Raw genomic sequence first — 25,400 nt, forward strand, 5'->3', positions numbered from 1 at the left:
GCCGGAGCGAGCTCATTCCTCGAGCGGCACGGGCAGATCGTCCTGCTCGACCCGTACGGCGCGGTGCGGGCAGGCCCGCTCGGCGGCTCGGGCCCGGCGTTCGTCGGCCGGTGCCGGCGGCTCGGCCGACACGATGGGGTAACCCCAGCGGTCGAGTCGGATCAGGCGCTCCGCGAGATGGGCGCACAGACCCACGCCGCGACACGAGATCGGGTCGATGATCATTCGGGCGGCGGTCATCGCGTGATCCCCGGCAGCGCGGCGGCCTCGCCGGTACCCAGACAGCGGCGTTCGTCGCGGTGGGAGGTGATGTCGGCGGTGAAGACCTGCACCGCCGTGGCGACCACCGAGGCCGCCCCGTCCGGGTGAGCGCAGCCGCCACGCCCGGTGACCTCGCCCACGAGGTCGTCCAGCTCGGCCAGGGCGGACGCCGTGTGTCGGCCGCCGCGGGCCAGCCGGTGTACCTGGCGGGCGAGTTCGGGCAGGCCGAACCGGCAGGGGCCACACTGGCGCGCGCCCTGCTCGGCGAGGTAGCCGGCGATCGCCGCCGTGGTGGCCAGGCCGCACTGCTCGGCGGCGAGCGGGATCACCACGCCGGCTCCCACGGAGAGGCCGGGCACGGCCATCGGGTCGACCGATGCCGCCGCGAGACGGCTCCAGGGCACCCAGGCACCGCCGTAGCCGCCGAGCAGCACGGCGTCCGGTGCCCGGGTGATCCCGGCCCGGCCCAGCAGGTCGGCGAACGTGGCGGTGCCGCCCGGGTCGATCACGGTGCGGCGGTCGGTGACCACGGTGAACAGGCCGCCTGCGGCGGGCAGATCGCGCGCCAGCAGGGCCACGCGCGCCAGCGTCTCGATGTTGTGAACCGCCGTGGGTCTGCCGGCGAATCCGCTGCGGGCGGCCGGAACTCGGCGGAAGGTCGGCAGGACGGTGCCGCCGTTGAGGCCGGACAACAGCGCCGAGGACTCCCCGGTGAGATACCGCGCCGGCCCGATGGCGAACTGTGCTCGGGGTTCGGTCGGGCCCGATCCCTGGCGTTCGGCCTGGGCCCGACGGAGCGCGTCGAGCGTGGCGTCGTCCCCCTCGTGCAGCCAGACGATCGTGGTGTCGGCGCCGAGCTCTCGCGCGCAAGCGGCCAGACCGTCCAGGACCAGATGCGGAAATCGTTGCAGCAGAACAGCATCCTTGGTGCTCGCCGGCTCCGACTCGGCGGCGTTGGCCACCACCACGGCGGTGCCTTCGGACGCCGCGACCGCGCGCCACTTGAGCGCCACGGGGAAGTGCGCGCCCCCGCGCCCGGTCAGCGCGGCCCGCGCGACGAGGTCGGTGAGGGCACCGCGGCTCAGCGTCGGTGCGGATCCGAAGTGACGGTGGTGGGCGGCGGCGTCCTCGGCGAGGGCGGGCAGGCGCACCGCGCCGTCCAGTTCGCAGTCGATCGGCTCGGTCAGGCCGAACGGTGACACCACACACCACACCGCGCTCCGCCATGGTGCCGACGCCGGTCACGAGGGGATCCAGGTGGCGTGCAGTTCGGCGGTCGGCCCGGCCAGGGCCAGGTGGCGTCGCGCCACCCGAGTCGCGACCATGACTCCGGTGATCACGTAGAACCACTGCAGGGCGTCGCTGTCGGTGCCGGTCAGCACGGCATGCAGCCAGGTGGCCAGGGCGATCAGCGCCCCGGCGCGGTGGATCACCGCCCAGTGCCGACCCAGCACGTGCCCCGCGAGAGCTGCCGTGACGGTGGCGATCAGGGCGGCGTAGGTGGCCAGCACACCGAGGGCGACCGGCACCGGGTGGTAGCTGCTCGCCAGGGGCACGAGGGCGCCGAGCCAGCCGATGCCGGCCTTCTCGTCCAGGGCGAGCACGACGATGTGCCCGGCGGTGAAGCAGACCATGAAGACGGCCAGAGCGAGGTGCAGGCGGATGCGCGCCGTCCGGCTGGTCGAGGAGCGGCGGGACCGTCGGGGGTCGGCCAGTGCGGTGCCCACGAGAACCAGCGCCATCATGATCAGGTAGGCGCACAACCCCGCTGCCCGAGCGAACAACCAGGCCGAGGCGGTGCGCTGCGACAGCAGTTGTACCGTCCACCCGATCAACGCCACCGAGATCCCTGCGCCGAGGCTGGCGAGGAGGATCTGGCCGGCACGCCGCATCACGAGCCCCCGGTGGACGTGTTGGTCTTGGGAGCAGGTTTCGGGGCGGTGGTCTTCTTGGGCGCGGGTTTCGGTGCCGGCTTGGGTGCTGCTCTCGGGGCTGGCTTCGGGGCGGCCTTGGACGTCGTGCGCGTCGATCCGGAGCTGGTTCTCTTGGTGGTGCGGGCCGCAGTCCGGTCGGTCGTCCGACGCGACACGCTGCCGGACCGGGTTGCCGGCGGCGTGGCGGGCGATGCCTCGGGTCTCGCGGCGACCTCGGAGGTCTGCTGTAGCTGGTCGAGCCGCTGGCGCAACTGGTCGACGGCGGTCATGTCCTGCTGGATCTGTGCCTCGAGGTCGGCGATTCGGGCGCGAGTGGCATCCGTCTGGTGACCGGCCTCGACGATGCCGGCCAGGGGTTGGGTCTGGGCCACGTAGAGGCCCGCGCCGGCGAAGGCTGCAGCAATGGCGGGCGCCGCGACCAGTGCTCGGGTCAGGGTGGATCGCTCAGTCATCGTCATCCTCCGAACTCTCGTGGTCGTCGGATTCGTGGTCTGACCCGTCGTGTCCCGATCGGGGCTCGGCCGACGGTGTGGTGGGCCGCGCACGCCGGGTCGTTGGTGGCTGCGTGATCGCGGCACGATGTCCGGCCGCCGTGCGGGGTGGTGATCGACGAGGCGCGGCGTCTGACGTGGAGCGGCGGGTCGATGTGCCAGCCGCCGGGGTGGACGACGTCACGGGGCCGTCCGTAGTCATGCCGGGGGTGGCCCGCTCGGCGAGGGACACCTGGCGCTGCAGGGCCTCGACCTGGTCGCGCAGCTCGCCGGCCCGGCGGGTGAGCTCAGCGGTGTCGGCCGGGCTCGGCGCGGCGTGCCCGCCGGCCAGTGCCGAGGCGGCAGTGATGAGTGCCGTTCGAGGTGACTCCAGCGAACCGGTGGCCGACGTCAGAGCTACGCCGCCGACACCGACGGCGAGGGCCACAGCGGCGAGGCGAGATCTTCGCTGAAGGGGCACAACGGCTCTTCGGCTGACCGGCGGGAGAACTGAAGCGAGTTCGACGCAGTCTCGTGACCGCTGGTCACCCGTTCGGACTCACCCGGGGGCCTCACTCGAACAGGCTGGGGTCCCCGGCGCCGTGACGCAGAATCTGGGCCGAACCGTCCGAGTAGTCGACCACGGTGGTGGGCTCGGTCCCGCACTCACCCGAATCGATCACTGCGTCCACCTGGTGATCGAGGGCCTCCTTGATCTGCCAGCCGTCGGTCATCGGCTCCTCCTCGTCGGGCAGCAGCAGACTGGAGGTGAGCATCGGCTCGCCCAGGGCGTCGAGCAGCGCCAGCGCCACGGGATGATCGGGGATGCGCACCCCGACGGTTTTCTTCTTGGCGTGCAGTAGTCGGCGGGGCACCTCCTTGGTGGCCGGCAAGATGAAGGTGTAGCTGCCCGGGGTGACCGCCTTGATCGCCCGGAAGACGTGGTTGTCGATCTGCACCAGCTGGCCGAGCTGGGCGAAGTCCTTGCACAACAAGGTGAAGTGGTGGCGGTCGTCCAGGTGGCGGATGCGCAGGATGCGCTCCTTGCCCTCGGCGTTGCCCAGGGAGCACCCGAGCGCGAACACCGAGTCGGTCGGGTAGGCGATCAGGCCGCCGTCCCGCACGATCTGCACCGCCTGGGCGATCGCCCGCGGTTGAGGGTCCCGAGGATGCACGTCGAAGTAGCGCGCCACCCGGCGAGCCTAGCCGCGTTCCCGGGTCCTGAGCAGAGGTAGGAGGAACCACCGGCGCACGGCGTGCGTCACAGCGCACGGAGGTGACAGCCGTGAGCCGGACAGGCCGACAGGCGATGCGCCGCGCCGTGCCGGCGCTGGTGATGGGTCTGGCCGCCGTGGTGGCAGCGGTCTGTGCCGGGTGCACCCCGAAGGGCGAGACCTTGGGCGACCCCCAGGCCATGATGATCCGCTTCGAACAGGGTGGCGGTCAGGTGCCGTGGCCGCTTCCCCTCGCCTATCTGGTCGACGGCAGGCTGTACACCCCTGCGCCCGAAGCCGACCCGGTGCCGCCACTGGAGTTCGTGCCCGTTCTGGCGCGTGTGCAGTCTCGACCCGTTGCGGCAGAGACGATTCGGCGTTGGGTGAAGACCCTGCGCGATGCCGGTGTGGAGAACGGTTCGGACTGGAACATCCCCGACCTGATGGATGCCTCCAGCGTCGGGGTCGTGCTGGACGACGGCACCGGCCCTGTGACGACGTCCATCTACGGCCTGGGCGACGAGGAGTTCGCCGGCGACGCCGTCCCGCGCGGTCAGCGCGCCGGTCGGCGCGAGATCACCTCGGTGCTCGACGAGATGATGGCTGCCTCACCCGAGGCGAAGCCGCTGGAGCCGACAACGGTGTTGCTGCGCAGCACGGTGCTCATGGCCGAGGACGCGGCCCTCCGGACATCGGCGCCCTGGCCCGGACCGCCGCTCGGCATCGGACCGACCCGGTCGAACGGCGTCCAGCACTTCTCCTGCACCGAGGTGGACGCTGCGGGCGTGGCCATGCTGCTCCCCAGGCTGCGGCGGGCGCCGGGGCCGACGGCGTGGGTTGATGCCGGCGTCAGCTACCGGGTCCATCTGCGCCCCCGCCTGCCGAAGGAGAGCGGGTGCCTGCGGGCCGACCCGACCCCGGTGGCCACGGTTCCTCCCAACTCGCGCGCGCCGTCGTCGTAGGTACATTTCGGCATGTGGCAGGCCCTGTCCTCCTCGTCGTCGACGAGGATCCAGAGTCGCTGCGTGTCGTCGAGCGGGAGCTGATCGACCGCTACGCGCGCAGCTACCGCGTGCTGACCGCATCGTCGGCTCGGCAGGCGTCCGCCCAGCTCCAAGAGCTGGCCGACGCGGGTGAGGATGTCGCGCTCGTCCTGGCGGCGCTGCGGGTCTGCGACTCCACCGGGGCTGAATTCCTGGCCTCGGTGCGCACGCGCTACCCCCACGCGCAGCGCGGGATGGTGATCGATTGGGGAACCTGGGGCGATGGGAGCACCGGCGAGGTGATCTTCCACGCGATGGCGCGCCGTCAGATCGAGTACTTCGTGGTGCGTCCGTCGCGCACGCCCGATGAACTCTTCCATCAGTCGGTGTCGACGTTCCTGCTCGAGTGGGCGAACGCGCGCAGGGTGTCGCCGCAGACCGTGCACGTCGTCGGTGAGTCCTGGACCGGGCGCGCCTACGAGCTGCGCCAGGTACTCGGGCGCTGCGCGGTGCCGCACGCGTTCGTGCTCGCCGAGTCCGATGAGGGGCGAGAGCTGCTGGCGACGGTGGACGACCCGGCGCCGTTGCCGCTGCCGCTCGTGGTGTTCCCCAACGGCAAGGTGCTCGCCGACCCGGACAACCTCGAGTTGGCCAGGGCGGTCGGTGCCACCATCGATCCAGATCGTCGCGAGGTCGACGTCGTCATCGTCGGGTGTGGCCCGACCGGCTTGTCGGCAGCCGTCTACGGCGCGTCGGAGGGTTTGCGCACGTTGGTCGTCGACCGCGGCGGCATCGGTGGTCAGGCCACGTCGAGTTCGTTGATTCGCAACTACTTGGGCTTCCCGCGCGGCCTCAACGGACGCGTGCTGGCCGAGCGCGCCTTCGAGCAGGCCTGGCTGTTCGGCGCGAAGTTCGCGTTCATGCACGACGCGACGGCGATCCGGCGTGAGGGCGACCGCATCGAGGTGACGCTCTCCGACGGCGGTGATGTCAGTGCCGCCGCGGTCATCCTGGCCTGCGGTGCGGCCTACCGCCGGCTCGCGGTCGATGAACTCGAGAGCCTGGTCGGTGCGGGCGTCTTCTATGGCGGCACCGGCTCCGAGGCGCCGGGCATGACCGGCGCCGACGTCTTCGTGTTGGGCGGCGCGAACTCGGCCGGCCAGGCGGCGTTGCACCTCGCGGAGTACGCCCGACGGGTCACGCTCGTGGTGCGGGGCACGTCGCTGGCCAAGGGCATGTCGCAGTACCTCGTCGAGCAGGTCGAAGGCACGCCGAACATCGAGGTCCGCCTCGGCACCGAGGTCGTGGGGGCCGTGGGCGAGGGCCGGCTCGAGCGGCTGGTGTTGCGCCGTGCCACCGACGCGAGCACCGAGACCGTGGCCGCCGACGCGGTGTTCGTGATGATCGGTGCCCTGCCGAACACCGATTGGCTGCCCGACTCCCTGGCGCGCGACAGAGGCGGCTTCCTGCGCACGGGGGTCGACCTCATGCCCGCGGACGGTTGGCCGCTCGAGCGACCTCCGCTCTCGCTCGAGACGAACCTGCCCTGCGTCTTCGCCGCCGGCGATGTGCGCCACGGCTCTCCCAACCGGGTCGCCTCCGCGGTCGGCGAGGGCTCGATCGCGATCAGGCTCGTGCATCAGCTCCTGTCGGCACAGGAGATTCACACTGTCGAGGTGAACGCGTAAGGACGCGTGGGAGGGCCTCGACCTACGCCGGAAGTGAACTGCGCTTGTGGAGGCGCCCGGTTCGGGGTGGGCTGTGGCCATGCGAATCCTGGTCTTGGGTGGTACCGGCTGGCTCGGCGGTGAGGTGGCCCGAGCCGCCGTGGCGGCCGGGCACGAGGTGAGCTGTCTGGCCCGCGGACGATCCGGCACGGTGCCCGAGGGCGCTACGTTCGTGACCGCCGACCGGGACGCGGAGGATGGCCTGACGGCGGTCATGGGTACGCAGTGGGATCTCGCGGTCGATGTCTCCCGCCAGCCCGGCCAGGTGCGCCGCGCCGTCCGGGCGCTGGTCGACCGGTGCCGGCACTATGCCTTCGTCTCGACGGGCAGCGTCTACGCCGACCATTCCCGGCCGGGGGCCGACGAATCTGCTCGCCTGCTCTCGCCGCTGGCCGACGACGTGATGGGTTCGATGGAGCAGTACGGCCCGGCCAAGGTGGCATGTGAGCGGCACGTCGTGCAGACCTTCGGTGAGGACCGTTGCCTCATCGCCAGGTCGGGCCTGATCGGCGGCCCGGGCGACACGTCGGGGCGTTCGGGCTACTGGCCGATGCGCTTTGCGCACCCGTGCGGCCGGGACGGCCTGGTGCTGGTGCCCGACACCGACGGCCGCACGGTGCAACTCATCGATGTGCGCGACGAGGCCGCCTGGCTGATCGCGGCCGGGCTGGCCGGGACCGCCGGGGCGTTCGACGTGGTGGGTGAGACCCTCTCGCTGGCGGAGTTCCTGGGTGGTGCCCGCCAGGTGGCCGGGCACGTCGACCCGGTGGTGAGCGCGACCGACGAGTGGCTGATCGCTCAGGGTGTGCAGGAGTGGATGGGCGAGCAGTCTCTACCGCTGTGGCTGCACGACCCCGACTGGACCGGCTTCACCAGCCGCGCGGGCTCCCGCGCCCGGGCCGAGGGCCTGGCCACGCGGCCGCTGACCGAGACCTTGGCCGACACCTTGGCCTGGGAGATCACCCAGGGGGTCGACCGAGCCCGGGGGGCGGGCCTGACCTGCGCCGACGAGCGGATGTTCCTCGCCGAGCTGACCGGCCTCACCCCCGAGTGAGTCGGGGCCGTCGAGCCAGTCGCGCCGCGGCGTCCAGTGCCAGCAGGAAGGTCGCGGTGCGGGCATCGGCGGCGGTGAACCACCCCCGGTGGTCCCAGTCGTCGCCGTGCAACGCGTCGCCGGCGAACAGCAGCTGCCCGACGCGCACTCCGCGGTAGGCGCCGACGGCGAAGAACGCGGCGGCCTCCATCTCGACGGTCAGGCATCCCTCGGCAACCCGGCGGTCGACCCGCTCGCGGGTCTCGCGGTAGAGCGCATCCGTGGTCCAGGTGCGCCCGCGGGTGTACGGCACCTGCGCGGCGTCCAGCGTCTGGACGATCGCCGCGACGGCGTCCGGGTGGGCCTCGACGGTGCGCCCGGGGCGCAGGTAGTGCAGCGAGGTGCCCTCGTCCCGGACGGCGCTGTCGGCGACCACCGGGTGGCCGACGTCCAGGCCGTCGATCAGCGCGCCCGCGCCACCCACCCCGATGATGTCGCGGCAGCCCAGGGCGATGGCCTCCTCGAGCAACAGCACAGCTGCCGGCGCCCCGACCGGGGCATGGCAGAAGGCGACCCGTTCGCCGTCCACGTCGGTCTCGAACAGGGGGCGTTTGCCGTGGATGCCGCGTAACTGGGTGTGGACTCGATCACCCTGGGCGGCAACGACTTCCGGGAAGAAGCACATCACCAGGGCGGACGGCGCCCCGCTGGGCCGGAAGACGCGGGACGGCTCGATGACACCGGGGGAGTCGAGGTCGTCCTCGGCCAACGGCAGCTCCACGCTGATGAGCCTAATCGGTAGGGTTCGAGCGTGATCGATCCGAGTCGGCCGTTCGACGACGCGATGCGGCTGCTGAGCCGGCGCTGGGCGGCGGACGTGGTGCGGGTCATGCTGGCCGGTGAGACCACCTTCGGTGGCATCGTGCGCGCGCTGCCCGGGGCCACCGAGCGCATGGTGGCGATGCGGCTGCGCGAGCTGGCCGAGCTGGGGCTGCTCACCCGCACCGAGCTGGACGACGGCCCGACCCGGGTGCGCTACGACCTCACCGAGGCCGGCAACGGCTTGTCGATGGTGTTGCGCGAGATCGAGCGGTGGGGCCGCCGGCACGGCCATCTGCTGACGGTCACCTCACCCGGGTCGTGACCTCGGCCCGGGGTCCGTAGGCTGGGGCCACACGGAAGGGGTGAGCATGCCCGGCAGCTGGGGCGTGGCCGAGGACGCACACACCGCGGTGCAGGTGATCCCGCCGCGTGAGGTACCGCTCGGCGGGCTTCGCGCGATGACGGTGCGCCGTACCCTGCCCTCTCGCGAGCGAGCCTTCGTGGGGGCCTGGTGTTTCGTCGACCACTACGGCCCGGACGACGTCGCCGGCCCATCGGGGACCGGTGGCATGGACGTCGCGCCGCACCCGCACACCGGCCTGGCCACGGTCAGCTGGTTGTTCGCCGGTGAGGTCGAGCACCGTGACTCGGCGGGCGTGCACGAGCTGGTGCGCCCGGGGGAGTTGAACCTGATGACGGCCGGCGCCGGGATCGCCCACAGCGAGGTGTCGACGCCGGGCACGAGGGTGCTGCACGGCGTCCAGCTGTGGGTGGTGCTGCCGCAGGCCGAGGCCGATGGGCCGCGCGACTTCCAGCACTACGTGCCGCCGGTGCACGAGGACGACGGCGTGCGCACGCAGGTGTTCATCGGGGCCTTCGACGGCGAGGTCTCACCGGTGCGGACGGCGACGCCGCTGCTCGGCGTGGAGCTCACCCTCGCTCCGGGCGCCGATCGGCTGTGGGGTGCCGACGAGGACTTCGAGCACGGGGTGCTGGTCGATGCCGGCGAGGTCGAACTGGACGGCGTCCGGCTGCGGCGGGGTGAGCTCGGGTATCGCGACGTGGGGCCGAACTCGTTGCGGCTGAAGGTGATCGGCGATGAGCCGGCGCGGGTGGTGCTGCTCGGGGGCGAGCCGTTCACCGAGCCGGTGGTGATGTGGTGGAACTTCATCGGGCGCTCCCACGAGCAGATCGCGGCGTTCCGCGAGCAGTGGCAGGCCGCCGCCGAACGGTTCGGCGAGGTGTCGGGGTACGTCGGTGAGGTCGATCGCATCCCCGCCCCGGCACTGCCGAACGTCCGGCTGCGGCCGCGAACCCGCACCGGTCACCAGCTCTGAGCTGCTACCGGGGCTCCTGCTCGGGGTGGAAGATCTGGAACGCCACCACCTCGGCGACCACGACCAGGGCGAGCAGGGTGTTGAGCCCGCCGTCCGGCAGGTCTACGCCGAGCAGATCGTGGCACCGCGCCGGGCACGGATCCGCGCCTACGGGGCGCACCGGACGGCGAGCCTGGTCTGGCGGGCATGTGGCGGGACGGCGGGCTGATCAGCCGCTGACCGCCCGTCATCACTGACGGTAGTCGACAGGGCAAGACGCTGCGCAGTCCCATGAGGTGCCATCGACGTTGGATCGTCCGCCCGACGTTCCAACGAAACCCCCCTGTTTGTTGGAGCGTCGGGCTCGAGATGCAACGCTCGTTGGAGCGCCGGGCCGACGCTCCAACGAAACCCTCCTGTTTGTTGGAGCGTCAGCCTCGATTCCCATGACTTCCTCGTGGAGATTGCCCTTGGATCCAACGTTGGATCCAACCAGAGCTCCAACGAACCGGGCTCACGTCTTGGAGGGTGAGAGGCAGTTCCAATACTCTCCGTACATGAACCCGGATAGCTACACGGAGACCATCTTCGGAAAGCCGATGCGCCGACCGGGAGGTCGGGTGGCGTTCTGCTTCTACGCGCCGAATCCGCTGCCGCGCACGCTGGAGCTCTCGGAGGCGACGATCCTCGCCCTGTCGACCGCCGACAGCTCGCTGGGCCATCTGCACGGTCTGGGACAGCTGATCCGGAATCCACAGCTCCTCGTCGGGCCGTACTCGACTCGTGAGGCCCTGGCCAGCTCGAGGATCGAGGGGACGAACACGTCGCTGGCGAACGTGATGCAGGCCGAGGCCGCGGACGGCGCGGCGAGTGTCGATGCGGACGTGGAGGAGGTGAAGCGGTACCTGCGAGCCAGCGAGACCGGATACCGCCTGCTCGCCACCCTGCCCCTCACACAGCGGCTGATCAGGCAGGCCCATCGCGAACTGGTCAGCGGTGTCCGGGGGGCGGAGAAGCTGCCGGGTGAGATCCGTACTTCACCGGTGTGGATCGGTAGTCCCACGGACAGCCCGGACAGTGCGACGTACGTACCGCCGCTGCCGGAGTACCTACCGGAGCTGATGATCGACTGGGAGCGCTTCGTCAACGAGCCCGGCCGGATGCCGGTGCTGGTCCGTGCGGCACTCATGCACTACCAGTTCGAGACGATCCACCCCTTCCTGGACGGCAACGGACGCATCGGCCGACTACTGGTCGGCCTGATGCTGGTGCAGGAGCGGCGGCTGACGACCCCGCTGCTGTACATGTCCGGCTATCTGGAGGCACACCGGAACACCTACTACTCCCTGCTCCAAGGAGTACGGGAGCGAGGCGAGATCCAGGAGTGGATCCAGTTCTTCCTGACCGCGATCGCCAGGTCTGCCGACGACGCCGTCCACCGGGCCGGTCTGGTGGTACGGCTCAGAGAGGAGTACCTCCAGGATGCGGCGCGGTCACGGTCCATGATCGCCGGCCTGGTGGACCTGGTCTTCACCAACCCCTACCTCACCGTGCGCCGGGTCCAGAACCACTTGGGCATCACGAACCAGGGCGCACGCAATTTGATCAAGGATGCTCAGGCCCGTGGCTGGGTGGGTGACCCGCAGGCGATCGGGCGTGGTGGGCAGCTCTACTGGGTCGCGGCGACGGTGCTCGACATCCTGGAGAAGCCCTTCTCGTATGAGGAAGTGGGCGCCGAGACCGGCCCGGTCGCACGCACGGTGACCGACGCTTGGAGTTGACCCGGTCTCGCCCTCACACTCGATCTCGTGACCACTGATACGCACCTGCCCGACCGTCCGCTGTGGCAATGGGGAGCCGTCGAGGCGGCCGCGGCCACCCGCTCCGGGCAGGTGCGCTGCACCGAGGTGACGCGCGCCGTCCTCGATCGGGTCGCGGCGGTCAACCCGCACCTGAACGCGATCACCCTCGATCTGGCCGAGCAGGCGATGGCCGGCGCCGCCGCGCTCGACGAGGCGTTCGCCCGCGGTGAGTCGACCGGTCCGCTGCACGGCGTCCCGGTCACGATCAAGGACAACGTGGACGTCGCCGGGCAGCGCACGCCGAACGGGCTGCCCGGGTGGGCGAACCTGATCGCACCGGCGGACTCGCCGGTCACCGCCAACCTGCGCTCGGCGGGAGCGGTGATCGTGGGGCGCACCAACACCCCCGAGATCTCGATGCGCCCGACCACGAACAACCCGCTGTACGGGCTGACCCACAACCCCTGGGACGACGCCACCTCGTGCGGCGGATCCTCCGGTGGCGCAGGGTCGGCCGTGGCGTCCGGCATGGGCGCGCTGGGGCACGGCAACGACATCGGCGGCTCGGTGCGCATCCCGGCGCTGCACTGCGGCGTCCCGGCGATCAAGCCCACCCAGGGCCGGGTGCCCGCCTACCTGCCCTCGGGCCTGGCCGAACGCACCACGATCGCGACGCTGATGTCGGTGCAAGGGGTGCTGGCCCGGTCGGTCGCCGACGTGCGGGCGGGCCTGGCGGCGATGGCCGCGCGCGACGTCCGGGACCCGTGGTGGGTGCCGGCCCCGCTGGAGGGGCCACCGGTGCCGCGGCGGGCTGCCGTGCTGCGCGGGCTGGACGGCGAGCGCACTCACCCCAGCGTGCTCGCCGGGATCGACCGGGCCGCAACGGCTCTGGCCGCGGCCGGATACGAGGTGGTCGAGGTCGCCGAGGCCGACACCCCTGGCGTGGGGGCGAGTGCCGACCTCGCGTTCCGGCTCATGATGGCCGACCTCAACCACCAGCTCGGCCCGGTGCTCGATCGGCTGGGCAGCGAACAGATGATCACCTACTGGGCGGCGGTGGGCGAGCTGGCCCAGCCCTACGCCACGCTCGGCGAGCAGATCGACGACCTGGCCCGGCGCACCACCCTGATCCGCGCCTGGCTCGGCTTCCTCGAGACCTACCCAGTGCTCGTCGTCCCCGAGTTGCTCGGTCCGTTGCTCGCCGTCGACGAGGACGTTCGCAGCACCGCGGACACGGTGGCAGTGTGGCGGTCGCTGCGCCCCAGCATCGCGATGAACATCCTCGGGCTGCCCGCCGCCATGGCGCCCACCGGGTTGGTGGACGGTCTACCCACCGGCGTCCAGCTGGTCGCCTCGCGCTACCGCGAGGACGTCGCCCTGGACGCCGCGCAGGCGATCGAGGACACCGTGGGTCAGTTGTCGCCGCTGCTCTGGACGCCCTGAGAGCGCCGGATCGACAGCGACACCACGGCAGCGGCGAAGCACAGCTCGGCGGCGATGATCCACGCGTCGTGGTAGCTGCCGGACGACGTCCGGATCCACCCGGCCACGCTCGCCCCGATCCCGGCGCCGACCATGTGTGAGGCGAACACCCAGCCGAACACCACGCCCGAACGCTGCAGCCCGAAGTGCTGACGGCACAGCGCCACCGTGGGCGGCACCGTGGCCACCCAGTCGAGGCCGTAGAACACGATGAACACCCACAGGCTCGGCTCCACCGAGGGTGCCAGCATCTGATGGACGACGAGCAGCGACACCCCTCGCAGGCCGTAGTAGGCGGCCAGCAGGACGCGCGAGTCCATGCGGTCGGTGAGCCAGCCGGACGCCAGGGTGCCGATGATGTCGAAGATGCCGACCACGGCCAGCAATCCGGCAGCCGTCGTGGTCGGCATGCCGTGATCGTGCGCGGCCGGCACGAAGTGGGTCTGTACCAGTCCATTGGTCGACCAGCCACAGACGAAGAAGGTCAGTGCGAGCGCCCAGAACGTCCACCGGCGTGAGGATTCTGCGAGCACGCCCAGCGCCGTCCGAACGGCCGAGGTGGACGACGTGGAGTCACGCTGCGTCGCCGCGGTGGGGGGACCGTCGTCCATCGCGCTCATCCCCCCCGAGCGCAATGTCACGTCACGCTCGCCAGACGAGTGCAACGTGACATTGCGCTCGAGGGGGGCGAGGGGAGGGGGCGGGGGCGGGGACGGAGGTGGGGGAGGGGTGGGGGCGGCGCCGTAGGGGAGGAGACCGCGGTCGCTGGGGTGGTCGTCGAGGAAGGCCAGCACCAGGGCGATCATCAGGGTGGCGTACACCGCGATGCCGGCAGCGGCCCAGCGCCATCCCGGTCCCTCCACCGCCCGCGCCACCACGGGCAGGAAGATCAGCTGGCCGGTGGCGTTACCGGCGGAGAAGATGCCGGTCACCAAGCCGCGGCGGGCCTCGAACCAGCGGTTGGCGACGATCGCGCCGAACACCAGGGCCATCGAGCCGGTGCCCACCCCGATCAGCAGCCCCCACAGCAGCCACAGCTGCCAGGCTGCCGTCATCAGCAGGGTGAGAGCGCTGGCGCCGCCGACCAGGGTGAGCGCGAGTGCCACCACACGGCGGATGCCCCACCGCTCCATCAGCGCGGCGGCGAAGGGGGCCACCAGGCCGTAGAGCACGAGGTTGAGCGTCACCGCGCCCGAGGTGGTGGCCCGGGTCCAGCCGAACTCCTGCTCCAGCGGTTCGATCAGCACCCCGATCGAGGAGCGGAACGCCGCCGCGGTGATCAACGCGCCCAGGGTGACCGCGGCCACGAGCCATGCGCGATGGATGCGCCGGACGTCGGGCTCGACTGTCCGGGTGTCGCTCATGCGCTCCATGATGACTGCTGTGCCCATGACGATCAGCAGCACCCAGCGCCGAGCCCGGCTCGCCGACAGCCACCGATTGCTGCCGCACCGGGCGACGGACGGGGTCCCGGCGCTGGCCGAGAGTGTGTTGGCGCTGCATTCCACCGACCCGGTGACGGTCTACCTGTCGGCGGCCGCCCGGATGGCGAACCCGTCGATCGAGGGCGTCGACCAGGCCCTCTACGTCGACCGCAGCGTGGTGCGCCACCATGCCATGCGCCGTACGTTGTGGATCACCACCCCGCCCACGCTGGCCCGGATGCACGCCACCACCACCGCGGTCTACGCCGCCGCTCAGCACCGCCGGCTGCTGGGCATGCTGGCCGACAGCGGCATCGCGGACGGCGAGCACTGGCTCGCCGGGGCCAAGGCCGACCTGCTCGACCTGCTGCACACGCACGGCCCGATGACGGCCCGTTCCCTCGGGCAACGCGTCCCCGAGCTGGCCCATCCGCTGCGCCTGGCCGTGGGCAAGCCGTACGAGGGCACCCAGGCGGCCCACACCCGGGTGCTGCTGCAATTGGGCTTCGAGGGGGCGATCGTGCGAACCCGCCCGGTGGGCAGCTGGGTCAGCGGTCAGTACACCTGGGCCGCGATGGACACCTGGTCGCCGGGCGCCCTGCTCGGGCCGGACGGCACGCCCCCCGATCCGCGCCAGGCGGCACGAGACCTGGCCCGGCAGTGGCTGCGCCGGTTCGGCCCCGGCACCACCACCGACGTGCAGTGGTACTTCGGCTGGACCGCGACCGTGACCCGGCGGGCGCTGGCCGATGCAGGCGCCGTCGAGGTCGACCTGGACGGCGCCCCCGGCTGGCTGGACGCCGCCGACGACCTGTTGGACGCCACGGGCTCGGCGCCCGAGACCACCGCACCGGGTGAGCCGTGGGTCGCCGTCCTGCCCTCGCTCGACCCGACCACCATGGGCTGGAAGCAGCGCGACTGGTACCTGCCCGCGGCGGCGGCGGAGGCCTTCGACCGCAATGGAAATGCCGGCGCCACGCTCTGGGTCGACGGCCGAGTCGTCGGCTGTTGGACCCAAGCCTCGGACGGCGAGCTGCGCACCGGCTGGTTCGAGGCGGTGCCGGCCCGACGCCGCACCCAGCTGCAGCGCCGGCTGGACGTCGTCCGCGAGCTGCTCGGCGACGTGCGGATCACGGTGCGCTTCGCCTCACCCGCTCAGCGGGAGCTCGCCGGAGCACGCTGATCCCCACCCCCAGCACGAGCAGGACGCCGCCGCTCGCCTCGGCCGGGTTGGGCAGTTCGCCGTGCACCAGCCACGCGGTGATCAGCCCCACGGCCGGGATGAGCAACGTGAACGGGGCCACGGCGGCTGCCGTATGGCGGGCCAGCAGCGAGTTCCAGACGCCGTAGCCCACCAGCGAGGACAGATACGCGGTGAAGAGCGTCGAGCCGATCGCGCTCAGCGGAACGTGGGCGAGGGCATCGCCGATCCGCTGCGGCCCCTCGACCAGCAGCGAGAGCAGCAGCAACGGCAGCGGCACCACGACGCCCGACCACACCGTCATCGACAGCCCCGAGACGACGCCGAGCCGACGCGAGGCCACGTTGCCGGCCGCCCAGCACAGCGCCGCGGCAACCGTGAGCAGCAACGAGTCCAGCGGGGTGGCGGCCGAGCGCCCGACGGCGACGATCGCCAGCCCGGCGGCCCCGAGCAGTACGCCCGCTACCTGACGTCGGGTCGGGCGTTCGCGCAGCACCACCCGGGCGATGAGCACCGTCAGCAACACCTGCACCTGCACCACGAGCGAGGCCAGCCCGACCGGCATCCCGGCGTTCAGGCCGAGGTAGAGCAAGGAGAACTGCGCCGTACTCATCAAGGTGCCGACCACGGCGAGATCACGCCAGCCCACCGCCGGGCGCGGCACGATCAGCAGAGCCGGGAACAGCACCACCACGAACCGGATCACCAGGAAGAGCAACGGCGGCATGTCGGCCAGCCCGGCCTCGATCACGACGAAGTTGGTCCCCCAGATGACGGCGACCATCACGGCGAGCGCAGTGTCCCGCCACGGCAACGGCCTCAGCTCCCGAGCGGCTGTCGGCCGGCTCGGCCGGCCGGCAGGGTGATCGTGAAGGTGGCCCCGTGGCCGGCACCCTCCGAGGCGGCGGTGATGCTGCCGCCGTGGGCTTCGACCAGGGCCCGGCAGATGGTCAGCCCGACGCCGGTGCCGCTGCCAGGGTCGGCGCGGTAGAAGCGATCGAACACGTGGGGTAGGTGTTCGGCGGTGATGCCCTCGCCGGAGTCCTCCACCGACACCCGGACGCCTTGCGGTCCAACGGATCCGGTCAGCTGCACCAGTCCACCTGTGGGGGTGTGACGCAGGGCGTTGCCCAGCAGATTGGTGAGTACCTGGCCCATCCGTTGCCGGTCCACCTCGACCGATGCCGACGTCCCCGGTGGCGTGACCTCGAGCCGAACACCCTTGTGTGCGAAGAGCTCTCGGGCCGAGTTCACGGCATCCTGCACCAGTCCGAGCAGGTCGCACGGCGTGAGGTCGAGGGTGATCACCCCCTCCTCGGCGCGCGAGACCTCGCGCAGGTCGTCGGCGAGGCGGGTCAGTCGCGCGGTCTGTGACCGCAGCAGGGTCATGGTCTGCGGCGTCCAGTCGACGACCCCGTCCTCGAGGCCCTCGAGGTAGCCGTCCAGTGTGGCGATCGGCGTGCGCAACTCGTGGGCCAGGTCGGTGAGCAGCCGGCGTCTGGTCTGTTCGACGCGTCCCAGCCGCGCGGCCATCTCGTTGAAACCGGCTGCCAGCGTGTCGAGTTCGGCTCCGCCGCCGGTGGGCACCTCGACGTCGTAGTGTCCGGCCCGCACCGCCGAAGCGGCCTCGGTGAGCGTCAGGAGTGGTCGCCGGATGCGTCGTCCGATGTACCAGGACGCCGCGAGCGCGGCGATCAGCGCGGCGATCAGTGCGGCGCCGAGCGAGAGCAGACCAGCCGAGGTGAACGCCTCCTCGACGTGGCTGCGCTCGGCGTCCGTGACGTGGTGGCCGGCCCGCAGCAGGTGTTCGTGGAACAGCGCCGGGGCCACCGCGGTCGCGGTCACGGCGGCGGCCACGATGCCGATCGCCAACACCACCACCTGACCGACGAGCAGTCGCCCGGCCAGTCCGGGACGCCGCGCCGACCGCGGGTCTGCGGCGGCGGCCTGGTCCATCACCCCTCACCCATGCGGTACCCGACGCCGCGCACCGTGCGGACGTAGCGCGGGGTGGCCGCGTCGTCGCCGAGCTTGCGCCGGATGTGCCCGATGTGGACGTCGACCAGGTGATCGTCGCCGACCCAGCCCTCGCCCCACACCTCGTCGACCAGTCGGCGCCGGCTGAACGCGAACCGGGGACGCTGCGACAAGGCGGCCAGTAGGTCGAACTCGGTGCGGGTCAAGGTGATCGGCTCGCCGTCCAGATGCACTTCACGCCCCGCAACGTCGATGTGCAACGCTCCGAATCGCCGCGCCGGTTCCTCGGCCACCGGGGTCGGCACGGCGGCCGACGCGCTGCGCGGGCGGCGCAACACCACCTGCACCCGGGCCACCAGCTCTCGGGGACTGAACGGCTTGGTCACGTAGTCGTCGGCACCCACCGACAGCCCGACCAGAGTGTCCACCTCGTCGTCCCGGGCGGTGACCATGAGGATGTAGCAGTCCGAGAAGGTGCGCACCTGACGGCACACCTCGAGCCCGTCCAGCCCGGGCAGCCCGAGATCGAGCACGATCACGTCCGGGCGGACGTCGCGCGCGAGCGTCACGGCGTCCGGCCCGGTGTGGCACATGGCCACCTCGTACCCGGCCTTGGTCAGATAGCCGGCCACGAGGCGAGCCAGGGGCACCTCGTCGTCGACCACGAGAACCTGGTGTGGACTCACCCGCCCGAGTGTGCCGCCGACACCGATCTTCGTCGAATCTTCAGGATTCCTGCGGCGTCCCGGTGGGGGGCGCTGTCGAGAGTGAATCCCATGACCACGACAGACTCCCGCAGCACCACACCCACGCTCGTGCCCCAGGTAGGCCCCTTGCTGCCGATCGTCACCGCCGTGACGGCGGCGGCCGCGATCAGCGTCCTGTTCCTGCCCGACGTCACCAGTGGGGGCGCGATGGACGGTATGAGCATGACCCACTACATGGGGCTGCTGGCCGCCCATCAGCCGTGGAACCTGGTGCTGTTCATGGCGATACCGGTGATCTTGGCCGAGACCTTGGCGATCACCGAGTTGGTGCTGCTGTTCAGCACCCGGCCACCGTCCTGGGTGGTCGCACTGAGCCGGTGGGCCGGGATCGCGGTCGGCCCCGTGATGGTGGCCATCGGGGTCTATCTCCTGAAGAACGCGGTCATCCCGCTGACGACGAGCGGGGGCTGGCGCGGCCCGGTGGACCTGATCGCCGTGCTGGCCTACCTGGCCGGCGCGCTGCCGTTGATCGGGATCACCCTGGTCGAGCTCGGGGTGCTCGGTCGCGGCGAGGCTCGTCGGGCGCGCAAGCTCCACGTCACCTTCGTCGCGGTCTTCCTGGTGGTCGCCCACGTGGCGATGATCGTGGGAATGCTCGATCCGACCATCGCGGGATGGACCCCGCAACAGGCGATGCCGGGCGGCGACAGCATGCCCGGCATGTCGCACACCGCCCCCTGATCTCGGCGGGCGAACCTCGCCGTCTCGGGATCAGCCCTCGGCGGCTGCGGCGGCGGTCTCGCGGGTCTCCACCAGGGGAACGCCCTTGACGGCCGCGCTCACCCGCTGAGAGATCGAGGCGAGCATCTCGATCTCGTTCGCGTCGAGCAGGTCCACGAAGTAACGCCGCACGGCGTCCACGTGACCCGGGGCGGCCTCGCGAATGGCGGCCAGGCCGGCAGGCGTCAAGGTGACCAAGGTGCCCCGGCGATCATCGAGCGCGTCGCTGCGCACCAACAGGCCGCGCTGCTCCATGCGACGCAGATGGTGAGCCAGTCGGCTGCTCTCCCAGCTGATCTGCTCGCCCAGGTCGCGGACCCGCATCACGGTGCCCTCGGTCTCGGACAACACGACCAAGACCGTGTAGTCGGCATGAGAGAGGCCGTGCTCGGCCAGTTGGGCCTCGAGGGCGCGCTCGAGATCGCGGCGCATGTAGAAGAACGAGCGCCACATCACGAACTCGTGCTCATCGAGCCATGCGGGGTCGACCATGGCGAAAGTGTAGGCACTGGCCACCTTCTGAGTCCGGGGTTACGGTTGGCTGATTGGTCAGCAATCAAGGAGGATGGCATGACGGGACGTCGTGGTGCGCTGGGATTCACCCGTTCGGCGGTATTCACCGCCGCCACGGCGCTGGCCGGGTTGCTCACGGTCGCCGCCCCGGCGTCTGCGGCGACGGCCGGCTCGGGCTCTGCCGGCTCGATCGGCTACGACCTGCCCGAGGCGGGCGTCTACCTCGAGGGCATCGGTGTCGATCAACGCGCCGGCTATGTCTACGTCAGTGCCACCAACCGCAGCGGCACGATCTACCGGGCCCGGATCGGCTCGCCTCAGCTGTCGGTGTGGGTCGGTCCCCGCGAGGGCGACAACGGCCGGGGCATCACCGTGGACGGCGCGGGCCGGGTGTACGTCGCCGGTGGACCCACGGGTGAGGTCCGGGTGTTCGACCGCACCGGAGCGCTCCGGGCCGAGCTGGCCACCGGCGTGACGGGCTCGTTCCTCAACGACGTGTGGATCGGGCCGGACGGCGCCGCGTACGTCACCGACTCGTCGTTGCCGATCATCTGGCGCGTGGTCGAGCGGCGCGGCGTCTGGAGGATCGAGAACTGGCTCGACGTCTCGACCACGGTGCCCTACACCCCATCGCTCACCGACTTCGACCTCGGTGGCATCGTGAGCACTCCCGATCGTCGCTACCTGCTGCTGGCGCAGGGTACGACCGGCGCTCTGTGGCGAATCGACCTGCACACCAAGGCGGTTCGGCAGATCCAGGTGGCCGGGGAGGCATTGGTCAACGCCGACGGTCTGGCGCTGCGCGGCCACACCCTCGTGGTGGTTCAGAACTTCGCGCGCAAGGTCACCACGCTGCGGCTGTCCGAGGGCTGGAGCGCGGCGCAGGTCCGTCAGGTGATCGCCACCCCGGCCGACCGCACGCTCACCACGGCCGACTTCGCCCGCGGTGAGTTGCTGGCGGTCGACTCCCAATTCGGCTTCGCGGCCCCACCGGCCGGCGACCGGGTGGTCGCGATCCCGCTGCGATGAGCCGTGTTCCACGGGTTCCACGGGTTCCACGGGCTGCGGTCGGCGGGGTCATCGGGTCTCGGCTCAGCCGATCGGTGGTCGCGGTCCTGGCGATCCTCCTGGTGGCGCTGAGCGGGTGCGCCGAGCCCGAGAAGCCGGACGAGGCGTTGCTGCTGGCGGCCGCTCACGGCGACGTCGAGGGTGTGCGGGCCGCCCTGTCCCGCGGTGCCCGGCTGGATCAGGCGGTGGATCGCAACAACTCCACGGCGCTGGCCAAGGCGGCCTACCAGAATCGGGTCGAGGCAGCGCGGGTGCTCGTGGCGGCGGGTGCCGATGTGAACCGCAAGGACGACAGCGAGCAGAGCCCGTTCCTGATCGCCACCTCCGAGGTCGGGGACGACCCGCGTCTGCTCGAGCTCTTCCTGGCGCACGGTGGTGACGTGACGGCGACCGATTCCTACAACGGCACCGGGGCGATCCGGGCCGCGCACCGGGGGTACGCACAGATCGTGGATCGCCTCGTCGTCGCCGGGGTCGACGTGAATCACGTCAACCGCCTCGGCTGGACGGCGCTGCTGGAGGCGGTCATCCTCGGCGACGGCGAGGAGGCGCACCGCGAGGTGGTACGCCGCTTGCTCAGGGCCGGGGCCGACCGGTCGATCCGGGACCCGCAGGGTCGCACGGCCCTCGACATCGCCGTCGCGCGGGAACACGATGAGATGGTGACCCTGCTCGAGTCCCCGGCTCCCTGACGTCAGCAACGGAGAGTTGTGAAGCCGCTGTCTGTTGCCGACCCCGCCCCTCGCACCGTCACGCCGTCCCTGACCCGATGGTTCGTCATCGTCGTTGCGCTCACCCTGGTGGTCGTGGTCGGTGGCACGCTGCTCGGCTCGGCCCTCAGGCCGAACCTGCCGGTCGAGGTGGCGTCCCACTACGGCATGAACGGGGTCGACCACACGCAACCCCTGACCGGATATCTGGTCACGGCGGGGGTGATCCTCGTCGTGCTGACGCTGGTACTCGGCGCGCTGGCCGCCGTCCTGCCCGGCGACGGCCGCCGCGTCCTCGGGGTCACTCATGCCTGGGTCGTCGGGTTGGCCGCCACCATGATGTACGGGTCGTTGCTGGGCCAACGAGGGCTCGCCGATGCCCACCAAGCGCCGGATCCGGGGCCCTGGCTGGCGGCCGGCGTGGTGGTGGGTACGGCACTCGCCGTCCTGAGCTGGCGGTTGCTCCGGCCGGCCCGGCCGGCGCCACCGGCGCACCGCGATCCCTTGCCGGACGACGCCCCGCGGCTGCCGGCCGGCTCGACCGAGCCGTCGGCGTGGCGGGGGCCGACCCCGTGGGCGACCGGGGCCGTGGTCGCGGTGGCGCTCGGTGGAGTGCTCGCCGTGGTGCTCGCCGCGGTCGTCGATCCGTGGGTCGCGATCATTCCGACGATGGCCACGGTGGGCATCGTCGGCATGCTGCGCGGGCAGGTCTCGGTCGACGAGGCCGGGGTTCGGGTGCAGTCGTTCGGCCGGATGACGTGGATCGACATCCCGATGGACCAGGTGCGCTCCGCAGCCGCCGAGGATCTCTCCCCGCTGCGCGACTTCGGGGGCTACGGGTTGCGCTTTCGATCACACGGCCGCGGCTTCGTCACGCGGTCGGGGCCTGCCCTGCGCGTGGACACGTATGACGGTTCCGCGACCTGGGTCACCGTGCAGGACGCCGATCAGGCGGCCGCTGTGCTCAACACCCTGGTGGCCAGGCTGGAGTCCTGAGCTGCGCCGCGGGCGGCGTGGAGGGTGCGCCCGGGTGCCGGGCAGGCAGCAGGCCAGCGGGCCCGGCCTCGGGGAAGACCGGGCCCGCGCCTCGGCGGGCTGCCCCTGGGGGTGTGGGGGAGACACCGCACCGGGGAACCGTGCTCGCGCCGCGGTCACGGTGATCCTGTTCCGACCAGCCTGTGCCCGTCGAAGGAGGTTGTCGAGTCGACCTCGACGTCCACGAGATGACCCCTCGGCTCACCGCAACGACCGTTGGGCGACGGGGGGAGGTGGGGTCGCAACCTTCGGGGGAGGGCAGATCGTCATGGCTCGACGAGGGAATTCTCGGCAGGTATCACCTCGTCCTCGGTCGTCGCGGGGTGGAAGATGATGTCCGCGCGCGGTCGGTGGGGTGAGGCCGTCGAGGTCGTCGGGGCGAGGAGCACGGTTTCATGAACGGGGAGCAGAATCCGGTCGGGGTGACCGAGGTGGCGGGTGATGCCCTCAGCGTGCACCTGGACTCGCGCTACACCGTGGGTGAACTGCTCCGGCACAGCGCACACGGCAGGGTTCACCGAGCCAGGGTGCGCGACGGCGGCGAGGTCGCCGTCGACATCCTGCGTCCCGACCTCGCGGCCGACCCGGCGGTGGTCGCGGCCTTCAGCGCCGAGCGCGACCGGCTGCGGTCGATCAGCCACCCCAACGTGGTTCAGGTCATCGACGTCCTGGCCGAACCCGGTGAGTTGGCCATCGTCAGCCAGTTGGTGCCGGGCGACGACCTGCACCGGTGTGTCCAGCCCCCCTGCTCGCCTGCGCAGGCGCTGCGACTCGCCGCCCAGGTGGCCGATGGTCTGGCGGCGGTCCACGCGGCGGGGACCGTGCACGGTGACCTGACCCCCCAGAACGTGTTCGGTGAGCAGGAGGCCGATGGCCGGTTGCGGCTGCGGGTGGCCGGGGTCGCGGTGAACCGGCTGGTCGCCCGCGGCAGCGCGCTCGGAACCCCCGAATACCTGGCGCCCGAGGTGGGGTTGGGTGGTCAACCCACCGCCGCCTCCGACGTCTACGGCCTCGGCGTGGTGTTGTACGAGCTCTGCACCGGGGGGCAGCCCTTCACCGCCTCGCAACCGCTCGCCCTCGTCATGGCGCACGTGAATCAGCCACTGCCTCGTCCGGAGGGTTTGCCGGACCCGGTCTGGCAGCTGTTGTGCGATCTGCTGGACAAGAACCCCGAGCGTCGTCCGGCCGCCGAACAGGTCGGCCCCCGGATGCGGCAGGTGGCCTCGGGCCTGGAGGGACTCGGCCAGGGCAACGGGTCGTTCTGGGCTCGAGCGGTCGAACACACCGCGACACCGCCGGCGCAGGACGCACCCACGCCGGCGCAGGACGCGCCCACGCTGGTGCGTGAGACCACCGCGGCAGGTCAGTCGCTGCAGCCCGCCCCGGCACCGCCTCAGGAGCCCGGGCGACGGATCACCGTGCTGCCCGGGACCGCGGTGGGATCGGTACCGCCGCCGATGCGTCTCGAGACCGGTGCCCCCCGCGTGGCCGGGTTCAAGCCCGACGGCCCGATGCTGGGCGCCGACCTCGACCGGCTGGTGGACGAGCGTGGGCGGTCTCGGCGTTCCCCGCGTCGCCTGGCCGCCCTGGCGTTGGCGACCCTGGCGGTGGGCACGGGGGCCGTGCTGGGACTGATGGCCTGGCAGGGACGTGATGATTCCGTCGCCGTGGTGGCCCAAGGGCCCAGCGCTCAGCCCAGCTCGCCGCCACCGAGCACCGCCGCCACCCTGCCGAGCGCCGGCGGTGCGGAACCGACTCCGTCGCAGCCGCCCTCGACGTCCGGGGGCCTTCAGGGCGGCGTGCAGGGCGGCCGGGCGCCGCAGCATCCCGGCCGGCCTCAGCTGTCCATCACCGGGGCGGGCCTGGGCAAGGCCGTAGCGCGAGTCTCCGGGGTGCAGCCCACCACCGGTGGCGTGGCCTCGGTGACCATCACGTCCCAGGGGCGATCCGTCACCGTGCGACGGGCCTCCGGCTACAGCGCCACCTTCGACAAACTCCTTGCGGGGCAGACCTACTCGTTCACGGCCACGGTGTGCAACACCGAGGGATTGTGTTCGGCCTCCACGGCCTCCTACAGCCCACCCAAGCTGCCTCCGGGTGCTCCGGCGGTGACGGTGGCCGAATCGGGAGAGGGCCAGGCGGTCGTCACCGTGACCAAGGTGACGCCCACCACCGGCACGCTGTCCTCGATCACGGTGAGCTTCGGCACCGGGTCGGTCGCCGTCCCCGTGGGCAACGGCAAGGCCACCTCGTACCGCACGACGGTGGTCGGACTGTCCGCCGGCAAGCCCTATTCCTTCTCGGCCAAGGTCTGTAACAGCTTCGCGCTGTGCGCCTCCTCGGGCGTGGTGAGCTACACCCCGCCCAAGCACCCGCCGGGCAAGCCCTCGTTGTCGGCCGAGGGGGTGGGTGCCACCCAGGCCCGGTTGTCGGTCGGCGGGGTCTCGGCCGGTTCCGGCAGTGTCACCTCGATCTCGATCGCCTACGACGGCAAGACGGTCTCGATCCCGGTCGTCGCCGGGCAGTCGGGCTACCAGACCACGGTCGGTGCCCTGACGGCGGGCAAGCAGTACTCGTTCACCGCCACCGTCTGTAACTCGGTCGGGCTGTGCACCACCTCGGACGCCGCGACCTACACCGTGCCCGTTCCGCCGCCCAAGGTCGGCACCGTCACGCTGACCCGGGCCGCGATGGTGGTCACGGTGACCTGGACGGCGACCACGGCGGCGCCGGCGGGCACCACCTGCACGGTCGAGGTCGTCAGCACCCCGGCCGGCAGCGGTCTGGCCTCACGCAGCATCGGGCTGGCCGCGGGTAAGACGACCTTCACGGGCAAGGCGAAGACCAGCTACCAGGCCACGAAGACGTGTACGTACTCGGGCGGGCAGGTCCAGGTGAAGAGTTCGGTGCTGGCCATTCCCTGAGGCCGCGAAGGAGTCTG

At 71.4% G+C, this 25,400-nt stretch carries 26 protein-coding genes; 14 read left to right on the top strand and 12 right to left on the bottom strand.

Annotation, left to right across the window (positions count from 1 at the left end):
- Positions 1-12 precede the first annotated feature (12 nt).
- From IPK24_01425 to IPK24_01450, 6 genes are all read right to left on the bottom strand, one after another.
- On the bottom strand, positions 13-240 hold the full coding sequence (locus IPK24_01425; GenBank protein ID MBK8074233.1) for a ferredoxin: 228 nt from the start codon (positions 238-240) through the stop codon (positions 13-15).
- Positions 237-1,466 (bottom strand): hypothetical protein, encoded by a 1,230-nt coding sequence (locus tag IPK24_01430; GenBank protein MBK8074234.1) that lies wholly within the window; start codon positions 1,464-1,466, stop codon positions 237-239. Before IPK24_01430 ends, IPK24_01425 begins: the two co-directional genes overlap by 4 nt.
- Positions 1,467-1,502: 36 nt before the next feature.
- Positions 1,503-2,156: a hypothetical protein gene (locus IPK24_01435; protein MBK8074235.1), complete on the bottom strand. Its 654-nt coding sequence runs from the start codon at positions 2,154-2,156 to the stop codon at positions 1,503-1,505.
- The gene (locus IPK24_01440) at positions 2,153-2,653 is read right to left on the bottom strand and encodes a hypothetical protein (GenBank protein ID MBK8074236.1); all 501 of its coding nucleotides are present in this window, start codon (positions 2,651-2,653) and stop codon (positions 2,153-2,155) included. The genes IPK24_01435 and IPK24_01440 overlap by 4 nt, the downstream gene beginning before the upstream one ends.
- Entirely contained in the window at positions 2,640-3,113 is a 474-nt protein-coding gene (locus tag IPK24_01445) for a hypothetical protein (GenBank protein ID MBK8074237.1), read from the bottom strand. The genes IPK24_01440 and IPK24_01445 overlap by 14 nt, the downstream gene beginning before the upstream one ends.
- 124 nt (positions 3,114-3,237) lie before the next feature.
- Positions 3,238-3,858: a threonylcarbamoyl-AMP synthase gene (locus tag IPK24_01450; GenBank protein MBK8074238.1), complete on the bottom strand. Its 621-nt coding sequence runs from the start codon at positions 3,856-3,858 to the stop codon at positions 3,238-3,240.
- 92 nt (positions 3,859-3,950) lie between these two features.
- On the opposite strand from IPK24_01450, the gene IPK24_01455 reads away from it, so the two are divergent.
- From IPK24_01455 to IPK24_01465, 3 genes are all read left to right on the top strand, one after another.
- Complete coding sequence (locus tag IPK24_01455) at positions 3,951-4,841, top strand: hypothetical protein (GenBank protein ID MBK8074239.1); 891 nt, start codon at positions 3,951-3,953, stop codon at positions 4,839-4,841.
- A 14-nt stretch (positions 4,842-4,855) separates the two neighbouring features.
- Positions 4,856-6,550 (top strand): FAD-dependent oxidoreductase, encoded by a 1,695-nt coding sequence (locus tag IPK24_01460; protein ID MBK8074240.1) that lies wholly within the window; start codon positions 4,856-4,858, stop codon positions 6,548-6,550.
- 79 nt (positions 6,551-6,629) lie between these two features.
- The gene (locus IPK24_01465) at positions 6,630-7,643 is read left to right on the top strand and encodes an NAD-dependent epimerase/dehydratase family protein (protein ID MBK8074241.1); all 1,014 of its coding nucleotides are present in this window, start codon (positions 6,630-6,632) and stop codon (positions 7,641-7,643) included.
- Here IPK24_01465 and IPK24_01470 read toward each other — a convergent pair.
- On the bottom strand, positions 7,630-8,307 hold the full coding sequence (locus IPK24_01470; GenBank protein MBK8074242.1) for a nucleoside phosphorylase: 678 nt from the start codon (positions 8,305-8,307) through the stop codon (positions 7,630-7,632). The two genes, IPK24_01465 and IPK24_01470, sit on opposite strands and share 14 nt — an antisense overlap.
- A gap of 126 nt (positions 8,308-8,433) precedes the next feature.
- Here IPK24_01470 and IPK24_01475 point away from each other — a divergent pair, with 126 nt between their 5' ends.
- From IPK24_01475 to IPK24_01495, 5 genes are all read left to right on the top strand, one after another.
- Positions 8,434-8,766: a helix-turn-helix transcriptional regulator gene (locus tag IPK24_01475; GenBank protein ID MBK8074243.1), complete on the top strand. Its 333-nt coding sequence runs from the start codon at positions 8,434-8,436 to the stop codon at positions 8,764-8,766.
- Between the two features lie 46 nt (positions 8,767-8,812).
- Positions 8,813-9,781, top strand: coding sequence for a pirin family protein (locus IPK24_01480; protein ID MBK8074244.1), 969 nt, complete (start codon positions 8,813-8,815; stop codon positions 9,779-9,781).
- Positions 9,782-9,806: 25 nt separating this feature from the next.
- Positions 9,807-9,989, top strand: coding sequence for a hypothetical protein (locus tag IPK24_01485; protein ID MBK8074245.1), 183 nt, complete (start codon positions 9,807-9,809; stop codon positions 9,987-9,989).
- A 328-nt stretch (positions 9,990-10,317) separates the two neighbouring features.
- A complete protein-coding gene (locus tag IPK24_01490; protein MBK8074246.1) occupies positions 10,318-11,541 on the top strand; it encodes a Fic family protein in 1,224 nt (407 codons plus the stop codon).
- 27 nt (positions 11,542-11,568) lie between these two features.
- Positions 11,569-13,005 (top strand): amidase, encoded by a 1,437-nt coding sequence (locus IPK24_01495; protein MBK8074247.1) that lies wholly within the window; start codon positions 11,569-11,571, stop codon positions 13,003-13,005.
- Here IPK24_01495 and IPK24_01500 read toward each other — a convergent pair.
- The gene (locus IPK24_01500; GenBank protein ID MBK8074248.1) at positions 12,975-14,408 is read right to left on the bottom strand and encodes an MFS transporter; all 1,434 of its coding nucleotides are present in this window, start codon (positions 14,406-14,408) and stop codon (positions 12,975-12,977) included. The two genes, IPK24_01495 and IPK24_01500, sit on opposite strands and share 31 nt — an antisense overlap.
- Before the next feature lie 25 nt (positions 14,409-14,433).
- On the opposite strand from IPK24_01500, the gene IPK24_01505 reads away from it, so the two are divergent.
- Positions 14,434-15,651, top strand: coding sequence for an AlkZ family DNA glycosylase (locus IPK24_01505; protein MBK8074249.1), 1,218 nt, complete (start codon positions 14,434-14,436; stop codon positions 15,649-15,651).
- Here the strand turns inward: IPK24_01505 and IPK24_01510 are convergent.
- Genes IPK24_01510 through IPK24_01520 form a run of 3 tightly spaced genes read right to left on the bottom strand, consistent with a single transcriptional unit; the run spans position 15,599 to position 18,608 of the window.
- Positions 15,599-16,453, bottom strand: coding sequence for an EamA family transporter (locus IPK24_01510; protein MBK8074250.1), 855 nt, complete (start codon positions 16,451-16,453; stop codon positions 15,599-15,601). The genes IPK24_01505 and IPK24_01510 overlap by 53 nt on opposite strands.
- A 35-nt stretch (positions 16,454-16,488) precedes the next feature.
- On the bottom strand, positions 16,489-17,625 hold the full coding sequence (locus tag IPK24_01515) for a HAMP domain-containing histidine kinase (protein MBK8074251.1): 1,137 nt from the start codon (positions 17,623-17,625) through the stop codon (positions 16,489-16,491).
- The gene (locus tag IPK24_01520) at positions 17,625-18,608 is read right to left on the bottom strand and encodes a response regulator transcription factor (GenBank protein MBK8074252.1); all 984 of its coding nucleotides are present in this window, start codon (positions 18,606-18,608) and stop codon (positions 17,625-17,627) included. The genes IPK24_01515 and IPK24_01520 overlap by 1 nt, the downstream gene beginning before the upstream one ends.
- Between IPK24_01520 and IPK24_01525 the strand changes: the two genes are divergently transcribed.
- Complete coding sequence (locus IPK24_01525) at positions 18,570-19,094, top strand: permease (protein ID MBK8074253.1); 525 nt, start codon at positions 18,570-18,572, stop codon at positions 19,092-19,094. The genes IPK24_01520 and IPK24_01525 overlap by 39 nt on opposite strands.
- Positions 19,095-19,124: 30 nt before the next feature.
- Here the strand turns inward: IPK24_01525 and IPK24_01530 are convergent, their stop codons facing one another.
- On the bottom strand, positions 19,125-19,625 hold the full coding sequence (locus IPK24_01530) for a winged helix-turn-helix transcriptional regulator (protein MBK8074254.1): 501 nt from the start codon (positions 19,623-19,625) through the stop codon (positions 19,125-19,127).
- A 78-nt stretch (positions 19,626-19,703) separates the two neighbouring features.
- Here IPK24_01530 and IPK24_01535 point away from each other — a divergent pair, with 78 nt between their 5' ends.
- The 4 genes from IPK24_01535 to IPK24_01550 all read left to right on the top strand — a co-directional run bounded on the left by IPK24_01535 (position 19,704) and on the right by IPK24_01550 (position 25,383).
- Complete coding sequence (locus IPK24_01535) at positions 19,704-20,675, top strand: SBBP repeat-containing protein (protein MBK8074255.1); 972 nt, start codon at positions 19,704-19,706, stop codon at positions 20,673-20,675.
- A 74-nt stretch (positions 20,676-20,749) separates the two neighbouring features.
- Entirely contained in the window at positions 20,750-21,406 is a 657-nt protein-coding gene (locus IPK24_01540; protein MBK8074256.1) for an ankyrin repeat domain-containing protein, read from the top strand.
- An 18-nt stretch (positions 21,407-21,424) separates the two neighbouring features.
- A complete protein-coding gene (locus IPK24_01545) occupies positions 21,425-22,420 on the top strand; it encodes a hypothetical protein (protein ID MBK8074257.1) in 996 nt (331 codons plus the stop codon).
- Between the two features lie 434 nt (positions 22,421-22,854).
- Positions 22,855-25,383 (top strand): serine/threonine protein kinase, encoded by a 2,529-nt coding sequence (locus IPK24_01550; protein ID MBK8074258.1) that lies wholly within the window; start codon positions 22,855-22,857, stop codon positions 25,381-25,383.
- Positions 25,384-25,400: the final 17 nt, after the last annotated feature.

The sequence above is a fragment of the Kineosporiaceae bacterium genome (assembly GCA_016713225.1).
Classification (GTDB): domain Bacteria; phylum Actinomycetota; class Actinomycetes; order Actinomycetales; family Kineosporiaceae; genus JADJPO01.

Coding starts and splice junctions, on each gene's coding strand:
- IPK24_01470 (MBK8074242.1), bottom strand. CDS start 8,307: ATGTGCTTCTTCCCGGAAGTCGTTGCCGCCCAGGGTGATCGAGTCCAC.
- IPK24_01440 (MBK8074236.1), bottom strand. CDS start 2,653: ATGACGATGACTGAGCGATCCACCCTGACCCGAGCACTGGTCGCGGCG.
- IPK24_01505 (MBK8074249.1), top strand. CDS start 14,434: ATGACGATCAGCAGCACCCAGCGCCGAGCCCGGCTCGCCGACAGCCAC.
- IPK24_01535 (MBK8074255.1), top strand. CDS start 19,704: ATGACGGGACGTCGTGGTGCGCTGGGATTCACCCGTTCGGCGGTATTC.
- IPK24_01515 (MBK8074251.1), bottom strand. CDS start 17,625: ATGGACCAGGCCGCCGCCGCAGACCCGCGGTCGGCGCGGCGTCCCGGA.
- IPK24_01480 (MBK8074244.1), top strand. CDS start 8,813: ATGCCCGGCAGCTGGGGCGTGGCCGAGGACGCACACACCGCGGTGCAG.
- IPK24_01530 (MBK8074254.1), bottom strand. CDS start 19,625: ATGGTCGACCCCGCATGGCTCGATGAGCACGAGTTCGTGATGTGGCGC.
- IPK24_01550 (MBK8074258.1), top strand. CDS start 22,855: ATGAACGGGGAGCAGAATCCGGTCGGGGTGACCGAGGTGGCGGGTGAT.
- IPK24_01425 (MBK8074233.1), bottom strand. CDS start 240: ATGACCGCCGCCCGAATGATCATCGACCCGATCTCGTGTCGCGGCGTG.
- IPK24_01520 (MBK8074252.1), bottom strand. CDS start 18,608: ATGGGCGGCCAGCAGCCCCATGTAGTGGGTCATGCTCATACCGTCCAT.
- IPK24_01465 (MBK8074241.1), top strand. CDS start 6,630: ATGCGAATCCTGGTCTTGGGTGGTACCGGCTGGCTCGGCGGTGAGGTG.
- IPK24_01500 (MBK8074248.1), bottom strand. CDS start 14,408: ATGAGCGACACCCGGACAGTCGAGCCCGACGTCCGGCGCATCCATCGC.
- IPK24_01510 (MBK8074250.1), bottom strand. CDS start 16,453: ATGGTCGCCGTCATCTGGGGGACCAACTTCGTCGTGATCGAGGCCGGG.
- IPK24_01525 (MBK8074253.1), top strand. CDS start 18,570: ATGAGCATGACCCACTACATGGGGCTGCTGGCCGCCCATCAGCCGTGG.
- IPK24_01490 (MBK8074246.1), top strand. CDS start 10,318: ATGAACCCGGATAGCTACACGGAGACCATCTTCGGAAAGCCGATGCGC.